This is a genomic window from Pseudomonas sp. R1-7 (genome assembly GCF_051132105.1).
In the GTDB taxonomy this organism is placed as follows: Bacteria; Pseudomonadota; Gammaproteobacteria; order Pseudomonadales; family Pseudomonadaceae; genus Aquipseudomonas.
The window spans coordinates 729,201-752,439 of record NZ_CP071661.1 but is presented as its reverse complement, the minus strand read 5'-3'; the positions used below and the strand labels follow the sequence as shown (position 1 = coordinate 752,439).

The following is a 23,239-nucleotide window of genomic DNA, read 5'->3' as shown; positions in this document are numbered from 1 at the left end:
TCGGGCGCCGCGCATAGTTATAATCTGGCATCAACCTACGAAGGGATTTCGCCGTGCGCTGGCTCAGGATTGCCATAAGCTTGACCGTTACCCTGCTGACGCTGCTCTGCGTGCCGGCCCAGGCGGCGCCCGGCAGTGGCTGGGCGGTTTTGCTCGACGAACAGGGCGACCTGAAGCTGAGCGACATCCGCTCTGCACGCTATACCAACCAGTTCAGCCCCATTGACCTGGACCACCTCAAGGCAGCCGAACCTGGCGGTGCCTTGTGGCTGCGCTTCCGGCTTTCTCCCGACAGGCATGAGCAGATCCTGCGTGTCTTCGCGCCTGATCTATCGCGCCTGAATCTCTATGTATTGGATGGCGACACGCTCGTCGGCCAACAAGTCAGCGGCAATGCCATGCCGCATACCGAACCCATGGTGCCCAGCAGCGATTTCATGCTGCCCTTGCCGCGCAGCGATAAATCGCTGGACGTCTACCTGAGATTGGCATCGCGCTACGAGTTGCGCCCCTATGTCACCTTGCAGCCGGCCGTCCTGGCGGCAGCCAACCAGAACCAGACGCTGGTCTATGGATTGTTGTTCGGCTGCATCGCCATGTTGATCCTGCACAACCTTACCCGCTATGCCTACACCCGATCGCGCAGTTGCCTGTGGCTGGCGGCCTGCGAAGGGTTGCTGATGCTCAGCCTGATATTGCTGCTGAACCTCGCGGGGGCCTGGCTGCCTGATTGGCCGGCAATCCAGACGCCGGGGGCCTACCTGGCCCTGTTGCTGACGGCGCCCTGTGGGCTGATGTTTGCCTATCGTTACTTCGCGCCGCTGGGACCGCACCCGCTGAACCGTCTCCTGCTGGGCGAAATAGTCTTCATCATGCTGTGTAGCCTGTTGCTGCTGTTCGTCAACACGCTGCCACTCAATATCATGACCTACGCCTTGGTGGCGCTGGCTGGCCTGAGCATGCTGTTCGTCAGCGCCTGGCACTGGCAGAAAGGCTACCGCCCGGCACGGTTGTTCGTCGCCGCCATGGTGGTGTTCAACCTGGGTACGCTGATCATCCTTCCGGCCTTGCAGGGGCTGACCGAAGTCGCGCCCCAAGGGCTGATCGTCACGTTGCTGGTCATTATCTGCGTCAGTGGCCTGCTGATGAGCATCGCGTTGGGGGAACGTCAGCGTTCAATCAATGAAAATCGCTTCAGCGTCAGTCGCGACCTAGCCGCAAGCAACGCCGAGATCAACGCCAAGGCCGAATTCCTGGCGAAGATCAGCCACGAGATCCGCACGCCGATGAATGGTGTGCTGGGCATGACCGAGCTGCTGCTAGGCACGCCGCTATCGGTCAAGCAGCGCGACTACGTACAGACGATCCACAGCGCCGGCAACGAACTGCTTACGTTGATCAATGAGATTCTCGACATTTCCCGTCTCGAATCCGGACAAATCGAGCTCGATGATGTGCAGTTCGACCTCAATGCGTTGATCGAGGACTGCCTGAGCATTTTCCGCGCCAAGGCCGAACAGCAGAACGTCGAACTGATCAGTTTCATTCAGCCCCAGGTTCCTCGAGTCATCAGCGGCGATCCGACGCGACTGCGCCAGGCACTGTTGAGCCTGTTGGAAAACGCCCTGAAGAAAACCGACGAAGGCGAGGTGCTGATCGTCGTCGCCCTCGACGAACGCAGCGACCAGCCACGCCTGCGCATCGCGGTACAGGACAGCGGGTCGCCCATGGATGCCGAAGAACGCGACACGCTGATGCATGCCGAGCTGCACAGCAAGAATGTTCTGTCCGCCACGCGCCTGGGTGGCAACCTGGGGCTGGTCATTGCCCGGCAACTGATCATGCTGATGCACGGCGAGTTCGGCATCAAGAGCGGCAGCAGCCAAGGCAGCACCTTGTGGCTGACCTTGCCGCTGGACCCGGACCGCCTCGAACATCCGACCGCAGACCTCGATAGCCCCCTGCAAGGCGCACGGGTGCTGGTCGTCGACGACAACGACACTTGCCGCAAGGTCCTCGTGCAGCAATGCAGCGCCTGGGGCTTGAACGTCAGCGCCGTGCCGTCGGGCAAGGAAGCCTTGGCGCTGCTGCGCACCAAGGCTCACCTGCGCGACTATTTCGACGTGGTGCTGCTGGACCAGAACATGCCGGGCATGACGGGAATGCAGCTGGCGGCCAAGATCAAGGAAGATCCGAGCCTGAACCACGACATCCTGTTGATCATGCTGACCGGCATCAGCAACGCGCCGAGCAAGATCGTGGCGCGAAACAGCGGCGTCAAGCGCATCCTCGCCAAACCGGTGGCGGGCTATACGCTCAAGACGACCCTGGCGGACGAACTGAACCAGCGCAACAAAGGCCAGGCACCGAACCTGCCGGTCAATGCCGGCCCTCCCACTCCCGTGCAGGTTCCCAGCGATTTCCGGATCCTGGTGGCTGAGGACAACACCATTTCCACCAAGGTCATCCGGGGCATGCTCGGCAAGCTCAACCTGCAACCCGACACCGCCAGCAACGGCGAGGAAGCGCTCAAAGCCATGAAAGAACAGCGCTACGACCTGGTCTTGATGGACTGCGAGATGCCGATCCTCGATGGATTCTCCGCCACCCAACAGCTGCGTGCATGGGAAGTCGGTAACCAGCGCACCCGTACGCCAGTGGTGGCGCTCACGGCGCATATCCTGGCCGAACACAAGGAACGCGCCCGCCAGGCTGGAATGGATGGGCACATGGCCAAGCCCGTGGAACTGTCGCAGTTGCGCGAGCTGATTGAACACTGGGTGGCCCAGCGCGATCAGCAAAACCGCACGGCACAAACCTCCTGAGCCGACAGGCGCCGAAACGCCTGATAGACTCCCGTCGTGTTCCCCCTTCTCGAGTCTTGCCATGCTCCATGTGTTGTTCAGCGTTTACCTGAAGATGCTGGTGCTCTACAGCCCCTTCTTTGTCCTGTCGTGTTTTATCAGCCTGACTCGCGGCTACTCACGCAAGGAACAACGTCGACTGGCCTGGAAGGTGGCGATCGCAACGCTGGTGTCCAGCGTATTGCTGTACTTGTTCGGAAGAGTGATTTTCAGCGTATTCGGCATCACCGTAGATGCGTTCCGTATCGGCGCTGGCAGCGTGCTGTTCATTTCGGCGTTGGGCATGGCCCAAGGCAAATCCGCCGTACAGACCGATAACGTGCAGCAGGACGTGACCATCGTCCCGCTGACGATTCCGTTGACCGTCGGCCCCGGCACCATCGGGGCCTTGCTGGTGATGGGCGTGAGCCAGCCGCACTGGGACGACAAACTCATGGCCATCATCAGCATTGCCCTGGCCAGCTTCACCGTTGGCGTCGTGCTTTACCTGTCCAGCCGTATCGAACGGATTCTTGGCGACCAGGGCTTGCAGATTGTCAGCCGCTTGATGGGACTGTTCGTCTGTGCATTGGCAGCGCAGATCATCTTTACCGGGGTGAAAGGCTACCTGGCGCCGTGACCCTGGCCAGTATTGAACTCAGGCACGCTTGCGACGGCTGAAACGCTTGCTCAAGACTTCCCGACGATGTACGCCCAGGTATTCTTCGATTTCCTGCCTGAAGTCCTCGTAACGCGCCGGATTGAAGGTCACGAACGACTTGCCACGGAAGATCTCCCGCGCCGAGGCGCGCCAGTTAACGAAGAGCACGCCACCGTTACTGGAAGACCCGGTCTGTTTGATCGAGCTGGAGGACGCAATCAGAATACCGTTGGACAGTTGTTCGCAAGGGATGACGGATAGACGTGCGCCATCGGCCGACTTGGCCTGGGTGTCGAACAGATTGAGGGTTTCCTTGTCCTGCTTCAAACCATCGATCGTGGTGTTGACCACGGAACCCAGCACTGTCGCCGCGGGGATGCTGGCTTTCACGCCGTCGACGATCCCTTTGACGATATCGCTGATCACCAGGTCCATATCCACCTGCAGGGAGCTCTCGGAATAACGGGAGTAACCGTCATCGGCGACGAAACAGCCGAGGTCCTGCAGGCAGCGAATGAAGGCGTCATACCATCCGCGGGTGTTTTTGCCACCGGGCACTTCGAAGTTGGCTTCCATGATCGCCATGGTCATCAGGTTTTCCATGATTGCCATGTTATTGAGCGACATGCCTTGGCCGTAGCCTACCAGTGCATCCCCCAACATCAGCGCATCCATCTCTTGGGTTGGGTTGTCTTGTACCGACAGCACGGCAGACCTGCGCATGCGCCGCATAGTAGAAGCCAACGCCTTGCGCCTGTTGATACGTGCACTCACCAGTTCAACGCTCTGCGCAATACTTACGCCACTTTCAAAAATTTCCATGATTGCTTCCCTTTTTAAATAAACGACCGCTCCTGCGGACGACTCAGAATCTAATTTATCGAACTAAGAATTAACATTGAAAACTGAATACAACATATGTAGCACAGCCATCCGAAACAACACATTTAGAAGCCAATGAAAATCTCAACAAACTTGAAGATCCTCGCCGCAGCTGTATTCATATAAGCCCTACATCAGCAAACGGATAATTACCATGGACGAACAACCCTTAACCGGACTGGTGACAGGCCCGAATCTTTTCTCATATATCGGGGCGCCTCTACAGCAAGACCACGACGACATCGCCGATTGCAATAACATTGCCACCGGCTCGGCCGATCTCGGTTATCACCGCTACGCCGACCCCAAGGGCTGGTTCGAAGAGTATGTGCGCACCCTTAATTTCCTGGGTTGGTCGCTGCACCACGACTCTATCTACACAACCACCCAGCATATGGTCTCGGGCTCCGTGGCGGATTTCCTGGTGGAGAGTGCGTATGGAATGCGTGACTCATCGCAGGCCAATGCGATGATCGATACGCTGGATACGCTCAAAACCAGCGAGGCGGCCATGCTCTCGCTGGACACGCAAACCCGCGAGGGCGAGTCATTTCAAATTGTTCCGGCGCGCTACGATGCACGGGGCAATCTGATTATCGCCCTGTACAAACTCGAACTGAGCGTCAGCACAAGAAAGCACAGCTTCTTGTTCTGGGAGTGGACAAAGAATTCCGCCAGCATTACCCAGCGAAAGGCATATCTGAAGTTGGACAGAAGCGCGCTGGACGGGCGAAGAGCGCTTATCAACAAGAAGCTGGATACACACGTCATGAGGCGTTTTACCCTGCGAAAGAACGTTTGATGAAACTTGGCTTGAGGTTGTTACTTTCACCCGATGCGTTTGCGGCGAAATAGATCTAATAACGAACGGCCCACTATGATCAAGGGTTGCAGATGGATGATATCTGCAACCCTTTTTTCACCCCATGGATCAGCCATTTAACCCATCAAGTTGTCGGGATCGCCGTCACCGCTAACAATTTACCCAGTGTTACGCCGTTCTGGATGTCCGATAAAGCCCTCATACGCGATATCAAGGTCGAGAGCTCGCAGTGCCGTTTCTCACCGAAACTGAGCAACACGTCGCCAAGCAAGACGTCATCCGTGGCGAATACATCGCGACCAATCACACTGCGCCCGCTGTCCGGGTCAATGATGACCAAGTGCTTGTCGACTTTGCTGAGCAGCAGTTGGTCGGGCTCATCCAGCACCCAGATAAACTTGGACGGACTTGCCACCACGCTGCCCAATGAACGTTGACAATCAAGGATGACCGAGTCGACCAGCAACCAGACCGCCTTTGACAAACGATAAGTGGTCTCCCCCAGCCCCAAGCGCAAGACAAGTGTGCGTACATCATCCGGAACCAGCGGGCGCAGATCCCCGCTTTTCAAAGCTTGACCCTCGACGACCATCACTTCTCCCTCACGAAGGACATAATCGAGTGACGCGGTCTGTTTCGGCTTTGGCAAGAGGAGCAACTTTCCATCCGTTTTATCGTGGAGTAATACGTTGGTGCGCCTTAACGTTCCCAACACCTCGAAGACTTGCGGGGCGGCGGCCTTGGGAGCCTGGATCAACTTCCCGGTCGCGGCGACGAACCACTTGAGTTGATTGGCATCTTCAACCGTCAGCAGGGCACTGCGCGACGGTTGGGCCGCCAGTCGCTCAAGCCCCTCGAGCACACGGTCACCCTGGATAGCCACCCAATCCTCTGAGACTCCGGTGATCAGCGCCGGCTCTGCCTCGCGCAGCGTAACAATCACACCTTCGAGGGTGACGCCCCGAAGCCCCGGACCGTCGGTCGTCAATTTGTTGAACTGCAGGGGGGCCCATTCACGTTCGGCGGCGGGTATCGCGTCAGCCTTCAATAATTTCGATCCGGAGCCAAACGCGAGCGTCAACGCTTGCGGGTCGATCAAGGCTTGGCGATACACCTCACCACTGGAAACATCGAACAACCAGGCAGCCTCGCTGTCCGGGATACCCCTCAATAAACGGACATCCTTTCCATAGCCGAGGTTAGCCAGCAATAGCCTGCCGCCCAGGTACCAGGCGCATAATTTCGAGTCGCCAGCGGCATTGGTCAAACCGGCGATGGCAAAGCTATCAACCTTGTACTTCCCGCCTAGCGCGTCCAGGTCAGCCCACCAATGCTGGCGGTCCTTGAGCCACAGCTCACCGACGCCGGCCAATGACAGTTCGAATTGAGGCGTCAGGTTGAAAAACAACCCATCGTCATTCACAGCCACATACCCCGTGCCGGTAGCCACAATATTGTTCAGTTTTGCGGGACGTTTCCAGGCAGCAGACCATTGCCCCTTGCCCCCCACAAGTGTGCGTTGCTGGTGACAAAGGAACTGGGTGAGTCTGTTGTAGATGATAAAACTATCACCACCATCTACCGGGGGAAGCAACGCCAGATCGGTCAGGTTCTTGATTGAATCGGGCCAGCTACGATAATGCTTGGGCCGTGGCGAGGGGCGGATGATCAAGCAATCACGGCTGCGAATCCACGCCATATCCCGTGATTCATCATCAATCTTCCAGCAAACCGAAACGAAAGGAGCCGGCTGCCAAACCACGGTATCGAAGGCATGTCCGTCCGACAAATGCGCCTGGACGACAAAAGCCTCACGAAGCACGCTCGACCAGCTTGCCAACGTCTCGCCAGCATTGAACACCGACTCCAGCCTGCTATCCCTGCCTCGAATCACTGAACTGAGAAGCAGCTTCTCTTCATGAATCAGATAACCCAACACATCGTGGGACCCGTCGTTATGGGCAATGTGCTGTGCGAAACTGATCATGCCGTGGGCATCGACCTCGATACTTTGGATCTTGCTCGTCATGCTTTGCGGACACCACAACCAATAACAGCGGATCACTTGGCCATTGTCGGCATCGACTTGCCAGATTCGCACGTCCTCCGGGTTGTAGAACCAGGCATAGCCGTCGGTCACTGCCCCAAGCCCTGCGTCTTCGGCGCCCGGTATCTCATCTCGGATGTAGAGGTAGCGGTCCTTCTCGGCGTCGTACCAGGCCGTGACGTACCGGGGCTCATCCGGGTTCTCGAACGGGACCAGGTATTCGTGGACGGGCGTATAAGGCGCTGCCAGACGATGCTGCTGGGCCAATGTTTTCATATATTTGTGCGCGGCTTGCGAATCCATGCCTGGTTTTAGTCCCACCACGACATGGGACAGTTCGCCGGCGTCGATTTTAAGGATCTGGCTTTGGTTGATCTGTATCAGGATGTCGTTCTGCCCCGTTCCGGTAATCGACACCGCAACGTCACCAATGAATAACTTGTCGCGCCCCTCCAGCCGGACGTCGCGTTCCTCGGCCCAAGGTACATCCAACATCCATGCCGACTTCAGCGGCGCCGTCGTTTCGAGAATCAGGCTCACGCCTGGGTGGAGCAGCACGGCGCACCGTTTTCCGGCACCGCGAATGTGATATTCGATTTTGTCCATCCACATCGGCTGCAGCTTGGGCACGAGCAACGACCGATCGACATCGTCGAGCCACACATCGATTGTCGTAGGGCGATAATCGGGGCTGAAGAGACGATTGACTATCTGGTGGCTGGGAAACGAATAGAAGGAAAACTGAAACAGCCATTGACCTTCCTTCTCTTGCCATTTCTCCAAGCGCCGCGCCGTATCGAAACCGGTCCAATCGTACCTATTGGCAAACGGCAGCGCCTTGTACTCATAGCGATAGCAGCTATGCGGAATATAGGGCAGGACGATGGCATGGTGTGCCAGCGGCTTGAATTCAACTTGATCAGGCAGGCCAAGTTCTTTACGAATGTCGATCGCCCGCTCGTAATCGAGGATCATGGTCGGCACGCCCAAATGATCGCGCTGCGGATACAATTTGGGCCCGTCCACCGTAAGGGAGGAGCGACGCAGATCCAGCGTCTTGATGACCAGGGACGAGTCGGGTTTCCAGAGCGTGTGGGTGGTATCGAAGGTGTAGGCATGGTGATGAGCCTTTGCGACATCATCGAAGAACAGCCCGACTTGCCTGGCTTGCTCGGCGATCACGGCGAAGCCCCGGACCACTGCCGACACCCCGAAAGCCAGCCCGCCCACTATCACGGCCGCCCCGCCAAGCACCGCCCCGGCGGTGGCGCCGGCAGCATAAGCCCCTCCCCACAACAACAGGCTTGCCGTGTCGAAAGCCAACTGCGTGCCGAACTCGGCGCGCTCAACGTCGTTCTGTGCGGTTGCCAATTGGTAGATGTCCAGGCCGACGCTCACGAACTGCAGCAGCCCCGCAGTCGCCTCGCTCACGCTGCTTCCTATTGAGGCCTTGATGGCCGGCGCGACGGTACTGGCAATGACCTTTTCGTCTTTCAAGGCTTCCCGAACCAACTGAACCATTGCGTTGATATCGCTCAGGTGCCCCTGCGCCAATTGCGCATAACCCACATAGGCGTGCAACCGAACCGCCGTCGTAAGGGAACGGTCGTCCCCTTCGCGGCCCTGTAACGCATGCATCAGCGCCAAGATGCTGAACCCGGCATTCAACGTGTGAACGCCACCTACGTGGGTAGGGTCCTCCAACATGTCGGGGGTGTTGGCCCCCATGGCCGAAAAATGCTCCGACAGATACCGCTTGATCTGTTTGAAACGAGGATCCTTCGTTTTGGCGTAGGCCACTCGCTGCGGCTGATCACGATCAATCAGGGTGATGCGGTACTCCCCCTCCGGCAGGGCCTCCAGACTGTCGAAAACCGGCACTAACGAGGGCGACAGATTGTTCGCCTCATGCAACTGCGTGGTCGCCTCACTGATCTGTTGCGCTTGCCTATGGCCGTCCAGTGCTCGCAAGCCGCTGCCCAGTTCGACGTTGTTCTGGAGCGATTGTCCCCGTGCACTGGCCATTCGTTGTCTGGGCGGGATCGATGATTGCCCAGGCAATGCTTCAGGCCTTATCAATTGCGAAACGGTCATTTCACCTGGCAATCCGAGGCTTGATAGACGCGCGCCATCCAATTCGATCAAATCGAACGTTGTATGATTTGGGCCATACGCGTCGTATCTGGCAGCCATCTTCTGGTCAACGAAAAACCGTTCCAACAGGTTCTTGAACGTCGATGAGTCAGTGGAGTGGAACAGGCCGAAATTTGGATCATAAAGATGGTAGGTGCTGTCCGTGCCCTTGAAGACCCTGGCCACGAGCATGGCATGGTTACCCGAGTTGAGCATCAACGGAGCGGTCGCTGATTTGGCTTCGAGCACATCGACGACAGTCTGCAGATTCGAACGTTCCGGGGCGCCGAGGACAGTGTCGAGTTGCACGGCGCCCACCGACTCCAGCATATTCAAGAACGTTGCCGAGTCGCTTGCACCATGATCGTTCACCGCCGCATAAAACCGCTCGAATAGGACATCGACCGCCCCCTGGCCTTCCGACAAAGCGGCCGCCATCACCAAGGCCAGTGGGTAACAACGTCCTTTTACGGAACCTTCCCTGGAACTCAGCAAGTCCTGCGGTGCAGCCTTCATCCGTGTATCGTCCAAACCCGCCAGGACCTTTTCGACCTGATCAATCGTTGCGTCGTGTTCCAGTTGAGCGACCCGCTTGATCTCGGCAACCTGCCGCCCCCATTCACGTAACGTCAGCGGCTGCTCCAGAGCGTCAGACATCAATTGCAAGGCGGTCTTGCCACGCACCAGCGGGTAATCCTCCGCACTGGCAAGCGCCGCCATGAATTCGGGTGCCTTGGACTGGAGAAGCACCCGCTCGATGGTCGTATAGCCGAAGGCGGTCCCAAACTTGCTGATATTGTCGGCCAACTTATCCAATTGCGGTCGAGCCGCTTCAAAACTGCGATTGTCCAAAGCCTTGGCACCGATCAAGGGCCCTAACTGCAAGCGCTCCAACGGGCTCAACTGAACGGAATCCAGCGGGCTGTTGGCGTGCTGCTCCAAGAGTTCACGAACAGACCGCTGTTTGTTTTGCGAATCGCTCAGAAACGCCGGTGCTGCAACGCCTTGACTGCTGATGTATCGGCGTTCTTCAAAGCTCAGCGGTATAGGCGAATCAAAGGTCTTAGCACCGTCATGACCGCGTTGCATGGCATCCTTGAAAGGTTCACCCAGCTCTGCGGCCAGATGCTGCAACATGTCGGTGGACAAGATCGGGCGTCCCTCGATCACCGGCCAGCCGTCGTGGAATTCGAGGGTGCTGCCTTTGAGCAACGGCGTGATCTTTCCCGCGTAACGGGCCTTGAATCGACCTTCTCGCCAGGATGTTGTCTCGCGCTCAAGCCAGTCATTCAAATCAGCCACATTCTCCGCCCATGAATGATCGGCTTCCTCCTCCGTTGCGTTGTTGAAACCGGTTTTTAACCGAACGGATTTGCGGACGATCTCAGCCACATCTGGCGTGAAAGCCTTGTGGTCATACTCCTCCAGCCCCGCTCGCAATGCGCCCGGACCTGTCAGGTGTATCGTGCCTCTGGTCTTGGGCCGGATACCATCGCTGAAGTATTCGGCGATACCCATAGCCAATTGTTCGGCCCAGTGATGCATCACGCCGTCGTCGTCCTTGGCGCGATCGATTCGAGCCTCAACCACTTCTTTCGTGAGTGCCAAGATGCTGTCGGCCTCATGAAATCCGATATTGCTCTTCAGAGCCTGGCGCTCGACCTCGAGCAAAGCCTGATGGTAGGTCTCGAAGCGCCGGATGATGGTCCACAAGGGAGCCGAACCGGGATGACTGACAATCAACGCATTGGACTCGCCCCCCTCGATAGACGACAAGCGCAAACTGTCGAGCGAAACGCTGGTTTGCTTGAACGGAGCAAATACTTGTTCCAGTGGCGGTCTGCTTTTTGCGAATCGCTCCAGCGCATCGCGATGCTCTTCAGGAATAAAAGGGGTGTGATCCTTGAACCCTTCGCCCCACGCCTGGCGGCCAGGCATCCATTCTGGATTGTTGTCGAGCAACAACTGCAACACCCCCCGCCTCGGAGTGGCCGCAAACTGGTTGATGTCGACGCCTGCAATATCATTGACAAACGGCGGCAAGAAATCCACGTCGCTGTAGATACCTCCCTCGGTAACCTCCACCAGCATCCGCACAAGATCGGAGGCCGCCGCAAGATTTCCGCGCAGAGCCATCTCACGGTGGTAGAACTCCTTCAGCTCAGGGAATGTCGAAAGATCGGCAACGTTGCGCAATCGCAGGCCGTCATTAGCAAGGTCGCGCATGACCTGGGCATTTCTTTCCTTGAGTGCGCGCAGACGACTTTTATCTTGCCCATACCCTTTCACCAATAAGTCGATACGCGCCTCATCCGCACTTTCACCCCGTTCAATCGCTCGACGGATGTGCAAGAACATTTCGCGCTTCAGTGCGGTGACTCTTACTTCATAACGATCGGCAAGATCATCAGGTGAACGCTGCGCCTGATCTTCGAGCAACCATGTAGCTGCTTTTGCCGCTTCGACAATAACCCGGGTGGCTTCATGGGCCAGTAAACCATCTTCGTCATGCCAGACATTCACGACGTAATCGTCCGGCATGACTTTTTTCCAGATATTAATGTAATCAAGTTGAATCTGGCCCAACGCCCCACCGAGCCAGACAAAATGCAGTTTTTTCGGCACCGCGGTGACGGCCGGGCGCTCGATCCCATTGCGCAGTCGCGCCTCATAGTCCGCGACTCCTCCGACCACCTTTGTCAAGCCAGCGGTCCGGGTGCTATCAGGCCCCGCAGGCGTACGGCGTCGCCGTCCCTTGCCCTGTAAACCCTCCAACGTTTGCCTGAGCAGGCTGAGCGGCTCGAGCAGTTGTGCAGACCCCATCAAGCCGACACAGCCGTCGTAATATCGAACCGCCGCTTCGTATTGCTCACTATTCTTGTACGGCTCCAATACCCGCTTGAGTTCCTCACGGGTCAACAAACCAACAAAGTCAACATCACCTTCCGTTTCCGGCAACTTAGCTTCACTCATTAACAACACATCCCTTTATTGCAAACAAGCAAGTGCACACAACCGACACCATGAGCGTCGGCAGACACACCAGCAATTAAAAACAAAAATAAAAATTGGAAAAAACCACTCAACGAAGTGAGCTTTTAAACTGACCCATTCGCAATCAGAACAATATCAATCGAGGCCAACATACTTCATCCAGATAAAACACCACAACAAAACCAAGGCGCCCAATGATTTTCCAAATAAAACAAGTTTAGATATTACAAACAACGCCTCGCCACGTCGGCAAGCAACAAACCAAAACCCGTAACTAACGCATAAAGCCCCGTTCAATTGATTGAACGGGGCTTTATGCGTTAGTTCAGAAAACAACGGTAAGAAAAATACCCCCTGAATCTGTCAGAGCGGTTTTTCACCATACCAGCGCGGTGTGTACACCCAGTTGCCACCCTCGGCGCGGGGGAACACACAGGTCGTGGAGGAGCCCACGATTACCAATGTGCGCATGTCCACCTGATCCGGGGTCAATTGCCCCAGTGCCGTGACGCGCAAGGTCTGGCCGGGCCGGCCAATGTCACGCCCCAGGACGACAGGAGTGTCCGGTGTGCGATGTTGCGCGACGATCTCCAGCGCCCGCCCCAACTGCCATGGACGAGAACGCGAGATCGGATTGTAGAACGCCAGGGCAAGGTCGGCTTGCGCCGCGAGATCCAGGCGCTTCTCGATGATCGACCAGGGCTTGAGGTTGTCCGACAGCGACATCACGCAGAAGTCATGCCCCAGCGGCGCGCCGGCCTGGGCGGCCGTGGCGAGGGAAGCGGATACGCCCGGCAGGATCTCCAGGTCCACCTGGTGCCAGGCCGGATCGCTGGACTCATGCAGCGCTTCGAGCACCGCCGCCGCCATGGCGAAAACGCCAGGATCGCCCGAAGACACCACCACCACCGACCGCCCTTGGGCCGCCAGCTCAAAGGCATGCCGGGCGCGCTGCATCTCTTCACGATTATCGGTGCAGTGCTGCACCTGGTCGGCACGGAAAGGGCCGGCCATGCGCACATAGGTCTCATACCCCAGCACGTCGTTCGCGCGGTCAAGTTCGGCGCGCACGGCCGGCACCATCAGCTCAGCGGCGCCAGGGCCCAGGCCGATTACCGCCAGACGCCCACGTGCGCGGCCGATCCGTTGCGGATCGAGGGGATGCGCAGCAACGGCAATGGCAATACTGCCCACGGTCCGAATCGATGCCGACGACCCCAAGGCATCGCCCAACCACTGCACAGCACTGCCGCCGGGTTCCGCGAATCGCAGCGGCACGCCCAAGGCCGAAGCGGCTTGCTGCAATTGCGCACGCGCCATGTCGCTGTCCGCCGCCAACAGACAGGCCAGCGAATGCTCCGCGAGATCAGCCTGGGCCAGCGCTTGGGCAATGACCGTGGAGACATCCGTCGTACCGGCACTCACTGCAATCACGACGTTGCGCGGATAGATCCGCAACTCGTCCGCCGCCGGCGCGCCGGCGGCACTGTCGATACGAATCGCCAACCGCGCCTGCGCATCCTCTGGCAACTGCGCCTGGTCCAGCCACGGCGCCGTGCCTTCGATGCGCACCGGTTCACCGGCCAGCAGGTCAGAGACGAAGCGCTTGCCCTGCTCCAGGTCACCGAGGCGGTAGCCGCTTGGCGGATTGAGCAGGCACGTGCCGAAACGCAATTCGCCGCTGGTGGTGATCGCCGGGGCGACTTGCAGCGCTGTCGCAATCTCCCGCGCCATGACATTCACCCCGCCCAGGCCGCCCAGCAACGGCACCACGGCGCTGCCATCCTCTGCCACCGCGAGCACCGGCGGCTCGACGCCCTTCTCCAGCAACAACGGCGCCAAGGTGCGGATGACGATGCCGGCCGCGCACAGGGCGATGATCGGCGAATCTTGCTGGTAGAGCTGGCGAAGTGTTGCGCCGAACTCGGTGTATTGACGATCACAGCCCTCGACCCGAACGGCCAACCCGTAAATCAAAGCCTCGGGATAACGCTGCTGGATTCGCCGGGCCGTCGCCAGGCTGCCCTGACCGAGGATGACAATTGCCGGAGCCTTTGACGTCATCCCTGCCACCGCTCGCCAGGGACGATGATCAGCGAGAAATACGGCGAGGACATCGGCTCGACTTCATCCAACGGCACGATTTTCTGGTTGGCCATGGTGGCTCGCTCCACATACAACGCTCGCCCGTCCATGCCCAGCTCCTGGAGCACTTGGCGAACCTTGGGGAAGTTGCGTCCCAGCTTCATGATGACGGCGGCGTCGGCGTCGGCCAGGCGGCGCTTGAGATCGTCGTGGGGCAAGACACCGGAGAGCACCGACAAGCTCTGGTTGCGATAGACCAGTGGCGCACCGAGCACCGAGGCACCACCGAGCATCGAGCACACGCCAGGGATGACTTCGGCGATGTAACGCTCGGCCAAGCGGTCGTGCAGGTACATGTAGGAGCCGTAGAAGAACGGATCGCCCTCGCAGATCACCGCCACGTCGCGCCCTGCGTCCAAGTGCACGGCCAACTGCTCGGCGGCGGTGTCGTAGAAATCGGCGATCACTTGCTCATAGGACAATGGCGCCGGCAGCACTTCGGTAGTGACCGGGTAGACCAGTGGCAGCAACGTCTGCGCATCCTGCAGATGGGCTTCGATGATGCCGAAGGCGTTGCCCTTCTTGCCCTTGGCGACGAAGTACGCCACCACGGGCGATTCGCGCAGCAGGCGCAGGGCCTTGACCGTAATCAGTTCCGGGTCACCAGGGCCCACGCCGAGGCCGATCAGACGTCCAGGCTGCTGCATCATTCAATCTCCGTAGCGAGGGCGTTGACGGCCGCGGCGGCCATGGCGCTACCGCCCAGGCGACCTTGCATGATCACGAACGGTACGCCACGGCTGTTGGCCGCCAGTGCTGCCTTGGATTCGGCGGCGCCGACAAAGCCCACCGGGAAGCCGAGGATCAGGGCCGGTTTCGGCGCGCCGGCATCGAGCATTTCCAGCAGGTAGAACAGCGCGGTCGGCGCGTTGCCGATGACCACGACGCTGCCCTCCAGATGCGGTCGCCACAGCTCCAGCGCCGCCGCCGAACGGGTGTTGCCCAGCTCTTCGGCCAACGCCGGGACGCGTTCATCGCGCAGGGTACAGATCACTGGATTGTTGGCCGGCAGGCGGGCCCGGGTCACGCCTTCGGAGACCATCCGCGCGTCGCACAGGATCGGTGCGCCGGCGGCCAACGCCTGGCGCCCGGCCGTGCCCGCGCCCTCGGAAAACTGCAGGCCATCGACCGCCTCGACCATACCGCAGGCGTGGATCACCCGCACCGCGAGTTTTTCCAGATCGGCCGGAATGCGCGCCAGGTTGGCCTCGGCGCGGATGATCGCGAAGGAGTTGCGATAGATCTCCTGACCGTCGCGGATGTAATCAAGCATCAAGGGGGCTCCGGGGGTGAGCGTCGAGCCAGTGGTCGAGCGCTTCGATAGTCAGATTGTGTGCCTGCAACGCGCCGAAACCCGGCAGCGTGGCATCGCGAAAATAAAGGTCATAACGACCGGGGGCGACCGCCAGCAAGGTGGCAGGCGCGATATGGGCCGCCGCGCAGGATCGCGGGCAACCGGAAAAATGGATCTCTAGCGCCTGGCCTCGGCGTTGCAGGCGCTCGGCCAACCGGCGGGCGTCGGCCTTGGTATCGGCCATGGCCTTGGCGCAGCCACTGGAGCCGGTGCAAGCGATGAGTTGCGCCAGGGGCTGATCGCTCGAACCTAAAAACCCCAGTGCCTCAAGCCGCGCCAGCACTTCATCGGCATATTCGCGGCGCACGTTGGGCAGCAACAGGCTTTGCCAGGGCGTGAAACGGAGGCTGCCGTCGCCCTTCTCCCGTGCCAACTGCGCAGCGTCCCTTAGCATTCCGGCATCGAGCCGGCCAAGAGGAGCCGCCGCACCGACGAAGACGCGGTCATTGTGTTGGGGATGGACGCCAAGGTGCAGTCCATCGATGCGCCCTTCTCGCTGCCAATCCAGGCAAGGTTGCAGGGGGACGCGGCGAGCCAGGCGGGTAATGAATTCATCCGCGGGGATTTCAGCCAGCAAATCACGCATGCGGATCTGATCCGGGCGGGCCAGGTCGAGGAACAGTTCCAGCACCGCCACCACCAAGGCATGTCCTTGGGCCAGGGGCACCTTGCCCGCCGGCTTATCCAGAGGGACGCCGGTCAAGCCGAAGGCGAGCCAAGGCTTGCCGTCACAGACCAGGGCCGACAGCCACAGGTCATGATGATGTTCGAGCATGGCCAGCGCCTCTCCACCGTCCAGTTGCACGGCGAACTTGGCCGATAGCTCATGGAAACGCGCGTGGGTTTGCAGGGTGACAAGGACCTGCTCGGCCAACGGGCGCGTGTCGAACAGCATCTGCCGGTCGATCCCGGCCGTGGGGCTGAGCATCAGGTTGCGCACGTCATCCCCGGCCGGGTTGCGCGGGCCAAGCCCGGCGGCCAGCAAGGGCCCGATCAGGGCCTCGTGGCCGGGACCGATCCCTCGGATCTGCAGGTTGGCCCGGTTGGTCGCCTCGATAACCCCGCCGGCGAACCGCTCGGCCACGAAGGCCACGGCTTCGGCCTGGTCCGCCTGGATGGAACCGCCATCGAGCTTGATCCGACAGATCCCCCCGTCCAGCGCCTGGACGACACGCAGCAAACCCGGGCAACCGGAGGGGCGGATGACGTTGGAGGATGGATGTTCGTTCAAGGCAGAACCGGCAGATGAGAAACGCCACGACGGCGAGGGCCGTCATTATGCCTGCTTTGCCGGGGGTCATGAAAAGCTTGCTGGTCGGATTGAGGTGAGATTGCTCAAGAACACGGGCTGCCTGATCCAATGATGTTGTCTGTATCGCCGCCATCGCGAGCAGGCTTGCTCCCCCAGTTTTGAGCGGAGTGTTCACACGTTCTGCGCCCAACCCCAAGTCGCTGTGGGAGATTGCTCGCGACAGCGGTCTGTCTGATCCGCCGGGGCGCGGTATGATGGCGACCCGGTTCGCGGACGCAAGCTGTGCGCCGATCAACCCCATCCATTCGAGGAACAGAGATGACCCCCTGGCTGACCGTAGTGGGCATCGGTGAAGACGGCTTCAAGGGCCTGGGCCGAACGGCTCGCCATGCCTTGCTGCGGGCGTCACGGATTTTGGGCAGCACTCGCCAGTTGGAGCTGTTGCCCCTGTGCATCCGTGCAGAGCGGGAGCTGTGGCCCAGCCCATTCTCCCTGGAGCCGCTGCTGGCCCGGCAAGACGAACCGGTCTGTGTACTGGCCAGCGGCGATCCGATGTTCTATGGCGTCGGCGCGAGCCTGGCCAGGCAAATACCCGGCGATCAAATGCTGGTCATCCCGGCACCATCATCCTGTTCCCTGGCCGCCGCGCGCATGGGCTGGCCCTTGCAGGACGTGGTCACGCTGTCGCTGGTGGCGCGCCCCCTGGCGGCGCTCAATGTGCATTTATCCACAGGCGTCAGGCTGTTGTTGCTGAGCAATGATCGCCACAGCCCTGCCGCCGTGGCGACATTGCTGCGCGAGCGCGGCTTCGGCCCCAGCCTCATGACCGTCCTGGAGCATCTGGGCGGTGCGGCGGAACGAAGGATCGAAAGCACGGCGACACTATGGTCCGATGAAACGATCGCCGACCTGAACCTGATCGCCATCGAGTGCCGGGGCGAACCGTCGACACGCCTCCTGTCACGCCTGGCCGGCTTGCCCGATACCGCGTTCGAGCATGACGGTCAGTTGACCAAACGCGACGTACGCGCCATCACCCTCGCCCGCCTCGCCCCGACACCCGGCGAATTGTTGTGGGATGTGGGCGCCGGCAGCGGCTCCATCGGCATCGAATGGATGCGCGCCCACCCCAGTTGCCGGGCGCTGGCGATCGAAGCCGACGAAGGCCGCCAAGGCTTGATCGAACGCAACCGCGACATCCTCGGCGTGCCGGGCCTGCAATTGGTTCGCGGCAGCGCCCCGCAGGCGTTGGAAAACCTCGAACGGCCGGACGCAGTGTTCATCGGTGGCGGCGTCACTCGTGAAGGCGTGCTCGACACGTGCTGGGCCCAACTCAAACCCGGCGGCCGATTGGTCGCCAACGCCGTGACCCTGCAAAGCGAAATGACGCTCATGCACTGGCGCGAACGTCACGGCGGTGAGCTGACCCGCATCCACATTGCCCAGGCCCAACCGCTGGGCGAATTCGACACTTGGCGCCAGGCCTTGCCGATTACCTTGCTGGACCTGACGAAGCCTCTCGATGCGTGACGAAACCGCCGAACAACCCGCGCCCCTGCGCAGCGGCCTGACCACCGGCAGTTGCGCCACCGCCACCAGCCTGGCGGCTGCCCGCCTGCTGCTGCGCGGCACCGAAGCCGACGCCGTGGAAATCATCCTGCCCAAGGGCAAGCAGGTGCAGATGCGCCTGGAGTTCTGCCGCCTGACCGACCAAGGCGCCGAGGCCGGAACGATCAAGGACGCCGGCGATGACCCGGACGTAACCCACGGCGCCCTGCTGTTTTCCCAGGTGCGCTTGATCACCGCGCCCGGCGTGCGCTTCGTCGCTGGCCGGGGCGTGGGTACGGTGACGCGACCGGGCTGGCTTGTTGGTGTCGGTGAGCCGGCGATCAACCCGGTGCCACGCCAGATGATCAACGATCACCTCGCCCGGTTGGCCGAGGAAAGCGGTTACGCCGGCGGTTTTGAAGTCACGGTGAACGTCGAGGGCGGCGAAGCCCTGGCGCTGAAGACGATGAACCCGCGACTGGGCATCCTCGGCGGCCTGTCGATCCTCGGCACCAGCGGCATCGTCCGGCCGTTTTCCTGCGCGGCCTACATTGCCTCGATCCACCAAGGCATCGACGTGGCGAAGACCAACGGCTACCTGCACATCGCCGCCTGCACCGGCAATGCCAGCGAAGACACCATGCGCCGCGTGTACAACCTGCCGGAAATCGCCCTGATCGAAATGGGCGACTTCGTCGGCGCCGTACTCAAGCATGTGCGCAAGGTGCCGGTGGAAAAACTCAGCCTTTGCGGCGGCTTCGGCAAGATCAGCAAACTCGCCGCCGGCCACATGGACCTGCACAGCCGCCACTCAAGCATCGACCTGCCGCAACTGGCCGAATGGGCAGCCGCCATCGGTGCCGATGAGTTTTTGCAGCAAGGCATCCGAGAAGCCAACACCAGCCAGCAAGCCCTGGCGATGGCCAGCGCCGCCGGCATCGCCCTCGGTGACGCGGTGTGCGAACACGCGCTGGCCTTCGCCCGCAGCGTAGTGCCGGCCCAGGTCCAGGTCGAAGTCTTCGCCATCGACCGCCAGGGCGGTATCGTCGGCCACGCCGGAGTTTTCAAATGAAACGCATCCTGCTGCTCGGTGGCATCACCGAAGCCCTGGCCATCGCTCGCACGCTCGGTCCTCAGCACATCTACAGCCTGGCCGGCATCGGCCGCATCCCCACCGACCTGACCTGCCAGGTACGCGTCGGCGGCTACGGTGGTGCCGAAGGACTGGCGCACTTCATCCGCGCCGAGGGCATCGGCCTGCTGCTGGACGCGACCCACCCCTACGCCGCGCAAATCAGCCACAACGCCGCCCACGCGGCCCGCGCCTGTGGCATCCCCTGCTGGGCGCTGCGCCGTCCGGCATGGCAGCCCCGGGCCGGCGATGACTGGCGCGAAGTGGCCGACTGGAGCGAGCTGATCCAGGCCCTGCAACCCTTCCACCGCCCCCTGTTCACCCTCGGGCGCGAGCCGCTGCAACATCTGGATGAAATTCCGCCAGAGCAATTCTGGACCTTGCGAGCCCTGGACGCTTATCCCGGCAATGAGCGCTGCGAAGTGATTGGCGTCCGTGGGCCGTTTCACATCGAGGGCGAGCGTGAGCTGTTCGAACGGCGGCGGATCGATGTGCTGGTGAGCAAAAACAGCGGCAGCACGGCGACTGAGCCGAAGCTGGAGGTGGCGCGGGAGCGCGGGGTGCCGGTGTTGGTGTTGAAGCGGCCGGTGCTGGCGGGGGTAGATCGGGAGTTGGGTACGGTGGATGAGGTGTTGCAGGGGCTGCGGCAGTTGGTCTGACAGAAATCTGCACCGTCCTACAAGCCTGTCCTGTCGGAACTACGTCAGCAGGCTACATCACCTTGCGTCACTGCCTACAACTACGCCAGAATCCGCCGGCTTGTGCGCCTTGGAGGCCCTCGGTAACTTGATTCCCGTCACTGCCCTTCAGTGATCGGGTTTAGTCGCCCGAGGTTTTCAGCGGGTTCACAAGCTTCGTCAGTCAGGTATTTCATCCCTGCACTTGATGGTGGTTGTGCGCAGGGCGCCTTCGGGCGCGCCGGTAATGCTGGACTCCCCGGTCGACTAACCTGCGCACAGCCGCCGCCCTTCGTTTAGTCGCGAAACGGTTGCGGCTCCATAACATGGAGTTTCCAGCAATGTTCAAGAACACACCGAATCCCCCAACCCCAGACGACCACACATCCCGTTGCCAGTCGGCCAACGCCAAAAAACTCGACGATGCGGCCACCCGCGACTTGGACTATTACCTCAAGCCGTCAGCCGACAAAGAACCATCCGACAGGCTAGATACCCTTTTCGTCATCGCACCTAACATCGACGCCGAATGCCTGCTCGCCAACCTCAGCGAAACCCTGGCCTCGGCCAATGCCATGGTCAGTGACCTCGCATTCGATCTGGAGGGCTCGCGGCGACATATCGCGCAAGGGGTCCAGCAGATGATTGAGTTGAGCCAGTTGTTGGCAAATCGGGCGCTGGATGTGGTCGATCCGAGATAAGCGACAGGGCCTTGGGTTTGATCAAAGCGATTGATCAAACCCTCGCCACAAAAACCACGCATGTTCTCTGGTCCCACAGGTGAATAAATGGCCCTTACACGAAACTACAAACATACGATTGCGGAACGCGCCAAAAGCGATCCAGCGTTCGCCCGAATTCTGCGGGATGAAGCCTTCACAGGTTTCGATGCTGCCAGCTATCTCCAAACGGCAGAGGAAAAGTTGGCTTATCTGAATGCTTGCCTGGAAGAAGATAAGGGTGACGGCGTCTTGATTCGAGCGGCCCTCAACGATATCGCCCGGGCAAACGATATAGCACAGGCTTATACCGGCGCAGATCGGGAACGACTGGATATCAAATGATCAATAATGCCGTGGCGAGGGAGCTTGCTCCCGCTGGGCTGCGCAGCGGCCCCAAGGAAATGAACGCTATGTTCCTGAAACACTGCAATGTCCGGTTTTAGGGCCGCTTCGCGCTGGAGCGCCAGCCCGGCCCAGCGGGAGCAAGCTCCCTCGCCACAAAAGCACTCACTCGAAGATCTGTTGCTACTGTTAACCCCAGCCCTGCGACCCTACACCGCACGTGGCCTTTTTACTTCTGCCCCCCGATCAGGCTAAATACCGCCACCTGATCGCCCAACCGAGCGGATTGCCCCATGTCCCGACAACGGCTTGCATTTGCCTGGATCGCCTGCTTCGCAGTGCTGTTCAACATGCTTGCCATGCCGCTTTCCAACAGCGCTGGCGCGACCGCCAATTCGCCAGCCGAGCAAGTGCTGTGGGGCAGTTTCTGCTCCTCCAGCGGCACGAAAATGGTGGCGATTTCCCTGGGCAAGTTCGAACAGGGCACGCCGCAACAGGACAATCATTCGACGATGCAGCATTGCTGGTGCTGCTCAGGTCCGGCGCCGTTGGTGGCGCTCGCCGGGCACGTCCCGCAGTTGTATCTGGATGCACAACGGGCCCATCGCAATACCGTCCATTCACAGTTCGACAGCCCCACCCCGCGCCAGCAATGGCCCAGCCTCAATCCCCGCGCCTCGCCTCTGGCCTGATTCTTCCGCACACACCTGCGTCCTGAATCGTTCCGGAGAAATGCCATGTTGAACAGACTTATCCTGCTGGCCGTCCTGCTGCTTCCCATCGGTGTCGCCCAAGCTCACCAATACAAAGCGGGCGAGCTTGAGATCGCCCATCCATGGTCCCAGGAGTTGCCGCCCAACGCGCCGACCGTGGCCGCGTATTTCGTGATCCACAACAGCGGCAAGGCCGGGGACAAACTGCTCAGCGTCGACTCGCCCATCGCCGGCAAGGCCGAGCTCCATGAGCACGTCATGCAAAACGACTTGATGAAAATGCAACCAGTGCCCATCGTGGCCATCGCCCCCGGTGCGACCGTCACCTTTGCACCGATGGCGTATCACGTCATGTTGCTGGACCTGAAGGACCGCAGCCTGCTCAGCGACGGCAAGCGTTTCCCCATGACCCTGCACTTTGAGAAGGCCGGGGATGTCACGGTGGATGTCGCGGTGCAGAAAAAGGCACCGGACGGCACCCAGACGCATAAGCACGAACAATAAGACGTCGCCGCCCCATGCAACCTCGTCGCGCCAGCCTGCCCACCCGCCGTCGTCAGCCCATGAGCCTGACCCGCGGTAGCTGGATCAGCCTGTTCGCCATGCTGATGATCTTCATCGGTCCGCTGGTTTCCCAGTCGATGCCGATGGATCAACGCATGTCCATGCCTATGAGCATGAACATGGAGATGGGCATGGACATGACGGCGCACGAAGCGTCGGCAGCCGAACATTGCCCGCCCCGGAGCGAGCACCATGCGCTGTGGGAAAAGTGCGGTTATTGCAGCCTGTTGTTCAATTGCCCCGCGCTACCGGGCGGCCATACGTTCGCCGCCTTCGACACACCCCATACCAACACCTACACCAGCCCTTCCCCACGCCTGGGTCATGCCCGGCCCGCGCTCTTTCCAGGTGCCCGCACCCGCGCACCGCCCATCGTCGCGTAGCCCCGACACTTACTCACCCGGTCG

17 protein-coding genes are annotated in these 23,239 nt (G+C 60.2%); 11 read left to right on the top strand and 6 right to left on the bottom strand.

The window, feature by feature from the left end; genetic code table 11:
* Positions 1-53 precede the first annotated feature (53 nt).
* Together J3P79_RS03355 and J3P79_RS03350 are read left to right on the top strand one after the other, a co-directional pair.
* Complete coding sequence (locus J3P79_RS03355; RefSeq protein ID WP_434608162.1) at positions 54-2,825, top strand: response regulator; 2,772 nt, start codon at positions 54-56, stop codon at positions 2,823-2,825.
* Positions 2,826-2,886: 61 nt separating this feature from the next.
* The gene (locus J3P79_RS03350; RefSeq protein ID WP_434608161.1) at positions 2,887-3,483 is read left to right on the top strand and encodes a MarC family protein; all 597 of its coding nucleotides are present in this window, start codon (positions 2,887-2,889) and stop codon (positions 3,481-3,483) included.
* 18 nt (positions 3,484-3,501) lie between these two features.
* On the opposite strand, the gene J3P79_RS03345 is transcribed toward J3P79_RS03350, so the two are convergent.
* Positions 3,502-4,326 carry a hypothetical protein gene (locus tag J3P79_RS03345; RefSeq protein WP_434608159.1) on the bottom strand — a complete coding sequence of 275 codons (825 nt, stop codon included), beginning with the start codon at positions 4,324-4,326 and terminating at the stop codon, positions 3,502-3,504.
* 214 nt (positions 4,327-4,540) lie between these two features.
* On the opposite strand from J3P79_RS03345, the gene J3P79_RS03340 reads away from it, so the two are divergent.
* The gene (locus J3P79_RS03340) at positions 4,541-5,188 is read left to right on the top strand and encodes a hypothetical protein (RefSeq protein WP_434608158.1); all 648 of its coding nucleotides are present in this window, start codon (positions 4,541-4,543) and stop codon (positions 5,186-5,188) included.
* 145 nt (positions 5,189-5,333) lie between these two features.
* Here the strand turns inward: J3P79_RS03340 and J3P79_RS03335 are convergent, their stop codons facing one another.
* From J3P79_RS03335 to cobG, 5 genes are all read right to left on the bottom strand, one after another.
* Positions 5,334-12,362 (bottom strand): TcdA/TcdB pore-forming domain-containing protein, encoded by a 7,029-nt coding sequence (locus tag J3P79_RS03335; protein WP_434608155.1) that lies wholly within the window; start codon positions 12,360-12,362, stop codon positions 5,334-5,336.
* A gap of 384 nt (positions 12,363-12,746) precedes the next feature.
* A complete protein-coding gene (cobJ, locus tag J3P79_RS03330) occupies positions 12,747-14,447 on the bottom strand; it encodes a precorrin-3B C(17)-methyltransferase (protein WP_434608153.1) in 1,701 nt (566 codons plus the stop codon).
* Entirely contained in the window at positions 14,444-15,175 is a 732-nt protein-coding gene (locus J3P79_RS03325; protein WP_434611332.1) for a precorrin-2 C(20)-methyltransferase, read from the bottom strand. The genes cobJ and J3P79_RS03325 overlap by 4 nt, the downstream gene beginning before the upstream one ends.
* A complete protein-coding gene (locus J3P79_RS03320) occupies positions 15,175-15,801 on the bottom strand; it encodes a precorrin-8X methylmutase (RefSeq protein ID WP_039593510.1) in 627 nt (208 codons plus the stop codon). Before J3P79_RS03320 ends, J3P79_RS03325 begins: the two co-directional genes overlap by 1 nt.
* Entirely contained in the window at positions 15,794-17,113 is a 1,320-nt protein-coding gene (gene cobG / locus J3P79_RS03315) for a precorrin-3B synthase (protein WP_434608151.1), read from the bottom strand. The genes J3P79_RS03320 and cobG overlap by 8 nt, the downstream gene beginning before the upstream one ends.
* A gap of 339 nt (positions 17,114-17,452) precedes the next feature.
* On the opposite strand from cobG, the gene cbiE reads away from it, so the two are divergent.
* The 8 genes from cbiE to J3P79_RS03275 all read left to right on the top strand — a co-directional run bounded on the left by cbiE (position 17,453) and on the right by J3P79_RS03275 (position 23,215).
* Positions 17,453-18,664 carry a precorrin-6y C5,15-methyltransferase (decarboxylating) subunit CbiE gene (gene cbiE, locus J3P79_RS03310; RefSeq protein WP_434608149.1) on the top strand — a complete coding sequence of 404 codons (1,212 nt, stop codon included), beginning with the start codon at positions 17,453-17,455 and terminating at the stop codon, positions 18,662-18,664.
* Complete coding sequence (locus tag J3P79_RS03305) at positions 18,657-19,754, top strand: cobalt-precorrin-5B (C(1))-methyltransferase (RefSeq protein WP_434608147.1); 1,098 nt, start codon at positions 18,657-18,659, stop codon at positions 19,752-19,754. The genes cbiE and J3P79_RS03305 overlap by 8 nt, the downstream gene beginning before the upstream one ends.
* A complete protein-coding gene (locus J3P79_RS03300; RefSeq protein WP_434608145.1) occupies positions 19,751-20,473 on the top strand; it encodes a cobalt-precorrin-6A reductase in 723 nt (240 codons plus the stop codon). The genes J3P79_RS03305 and J3P79_RS03300 overlap by 4 nt, the downstream gene beginning before the upstream one ends.
* Before the next feature lie 359 nt (positions 20,474-20,832).
* Entirely contained in the window at positions 20,833-21,192 is a 360-nt protein-coding gene (locus tag J3P79_RS03295) for a DUF6124 family protein (RefSeq protein WP_434608144.1), read from the top strand.
* An 87-nt stretch (positions 21,193-21,279) separates the two neighbouring features.
* Complete coding sequence (locus tag J3P79_RS03290) at positions 21,280-21,555, top strand: DNA-binding protein (protein WP_434608141.1); 276 nt, start codon at positions 21,280-21,282, stop codon at positions 21,553-21,555.
* 293 nt (positions 21,556-21,848) lie between these two features.
* Positions 21,849-22,247: a DUF2946 domain-containing protein gene (locus tag J3P79_RS03285; RefSeq protein ID WP_434608139.1), complete on the top strand. Its 399-nt coding sequence runs from the start codon at positions 21,849-21,851 to the stop codon at positions 22,245-22,247.
* Between the two features lie 45 nt (positions 22,248-22,292).
* The gene (locus J3P79_RS03280) at positions 22,293-22,772 is read left to right on the top strand and encodes a copper chaperone PCu(A)C (protein WP_434608138.1); all 480 of its coding nucleotides are present in this window, start codon (positions 22,293-22,295) and stop codon (positions 22,770-22,772) included.
* 14 nt (positions 22,773-22,786) lie between these two features.
* Entirely contained in the window at positions 22,787-23,215 is a 429-nt protein-coding gene (locus J3P79_RS03275) for a DUF2946 domain-containing protein (protein WP_434608136.1), read from the top strand.
* The last annotated feature ends 24 nt before the right edge of the window (positions 23,216-23,239 follow it).

Bases quoted from the DNA above. Each gene is read 5' to 3' on its own strand.
- J3P79_RS03350 (WP_434608161.1), top strand. From the start codon at position 2,887: ATGCTCCATGTGTTGTTCAGCGTTTACCTGAAGATGCTGGTGCTCTAC.
- J3P79_RS03345 (WP_434608159.1), bottom strand. From the start codon at position 4,326: ATGGAAATTTTTGAAAGTGGCGTAAGTATTGCGCAGAGCGTTGAACTG.
- J3P79_RS03340 (WP_434608158.1), top strand. From the start codon at position 4,541: ATGGACGAACAACCCTTAACCGGACTGGTGACAGGCCCGAATCTTTTC.
- J3P79_RS03335 (WP_434608155.1), bottom strand. From the start codon at position 12,362: ATGAGTGAAGCTAAGTTGCCGGAAACGGAAGGTGATGTTGACTTTGTT.
- cobJ (WP_434608153.1), bottom strand. From the start codon at position 14,447: ATGACGTCAAAGGCTCCGGCAATTGTCATCCTCGGTCAGGGCAGCCTG.
- J3P79_RS03325 (WP_434611332.1), bottom strand. From the start codon at position 15,175: ATGCAGCAGCCTGGACGTCTGATCGGCCTCGGCGTGGGCCCTGGTGAC.
- J3P79_RS03320 (WP_039593510.1), bottom strand. From the start codon at position 15,801: ATGCTTGATTACATCCGCGACGGTCAGGAGATCTATCGCAACTCCTTC.
- cbiE (WP_434608149.1), top strand. From the start codon at position 17,453: ATGACCCCCTGGCTGACCGTAGTGGGCATCGGTGAAGACGGCTTCAAG.
- J3P79_RS03305 (WP_434608147.1), top strand. From the start codon at position 18,657: ATGCGTGACGAAACCGCCGAACAACCCGCGCCCCTGCGCAGCGGCCTG.
- J3P79_RS03300 (WP_434608145.1), top strand. From the start codon at position 19,751: ATGAAACGCATCCTGCTGCTCGGTGGCATCACCGAAGCCCTGGCCATC.
- J3P79_RS03295 (WP_434608144.1), top strand. From the start codon at position 20,833: ATGTTCAAGAACACACCGAATCCCCCAACCCCAGACGACCACACATCC.
- J3P79_RS03290 (WP_434608141.1), top strand. From the start codon at position 21,280: ATGGCCCTTACACGAAACTACAAACATACGATTGCGGAACGCGCCAAA.
- J3P79_RS03285 (WP_434608139.1), top strand. From the start codon at position 21,849: ATGTCCCGACAACGGCTTGCATTTGCCTGGATCGCCTGCTTCGCAGTG.
- J3P79_RS03280 (WP_434608138.1), top strand. From the start codon at position 22,293: ATGTTGAACAGACTTATCCTGCTGGCCGTCCTGCTGCTTCCCATCGGT.
- J3P79_RS03275 (WP_434608136.1), top strand. From the start codon at position 22,787: ATGCAACCTCGTCGCGCCAGCCTGCCCACCCGCCGTCGTCAGCCCATG.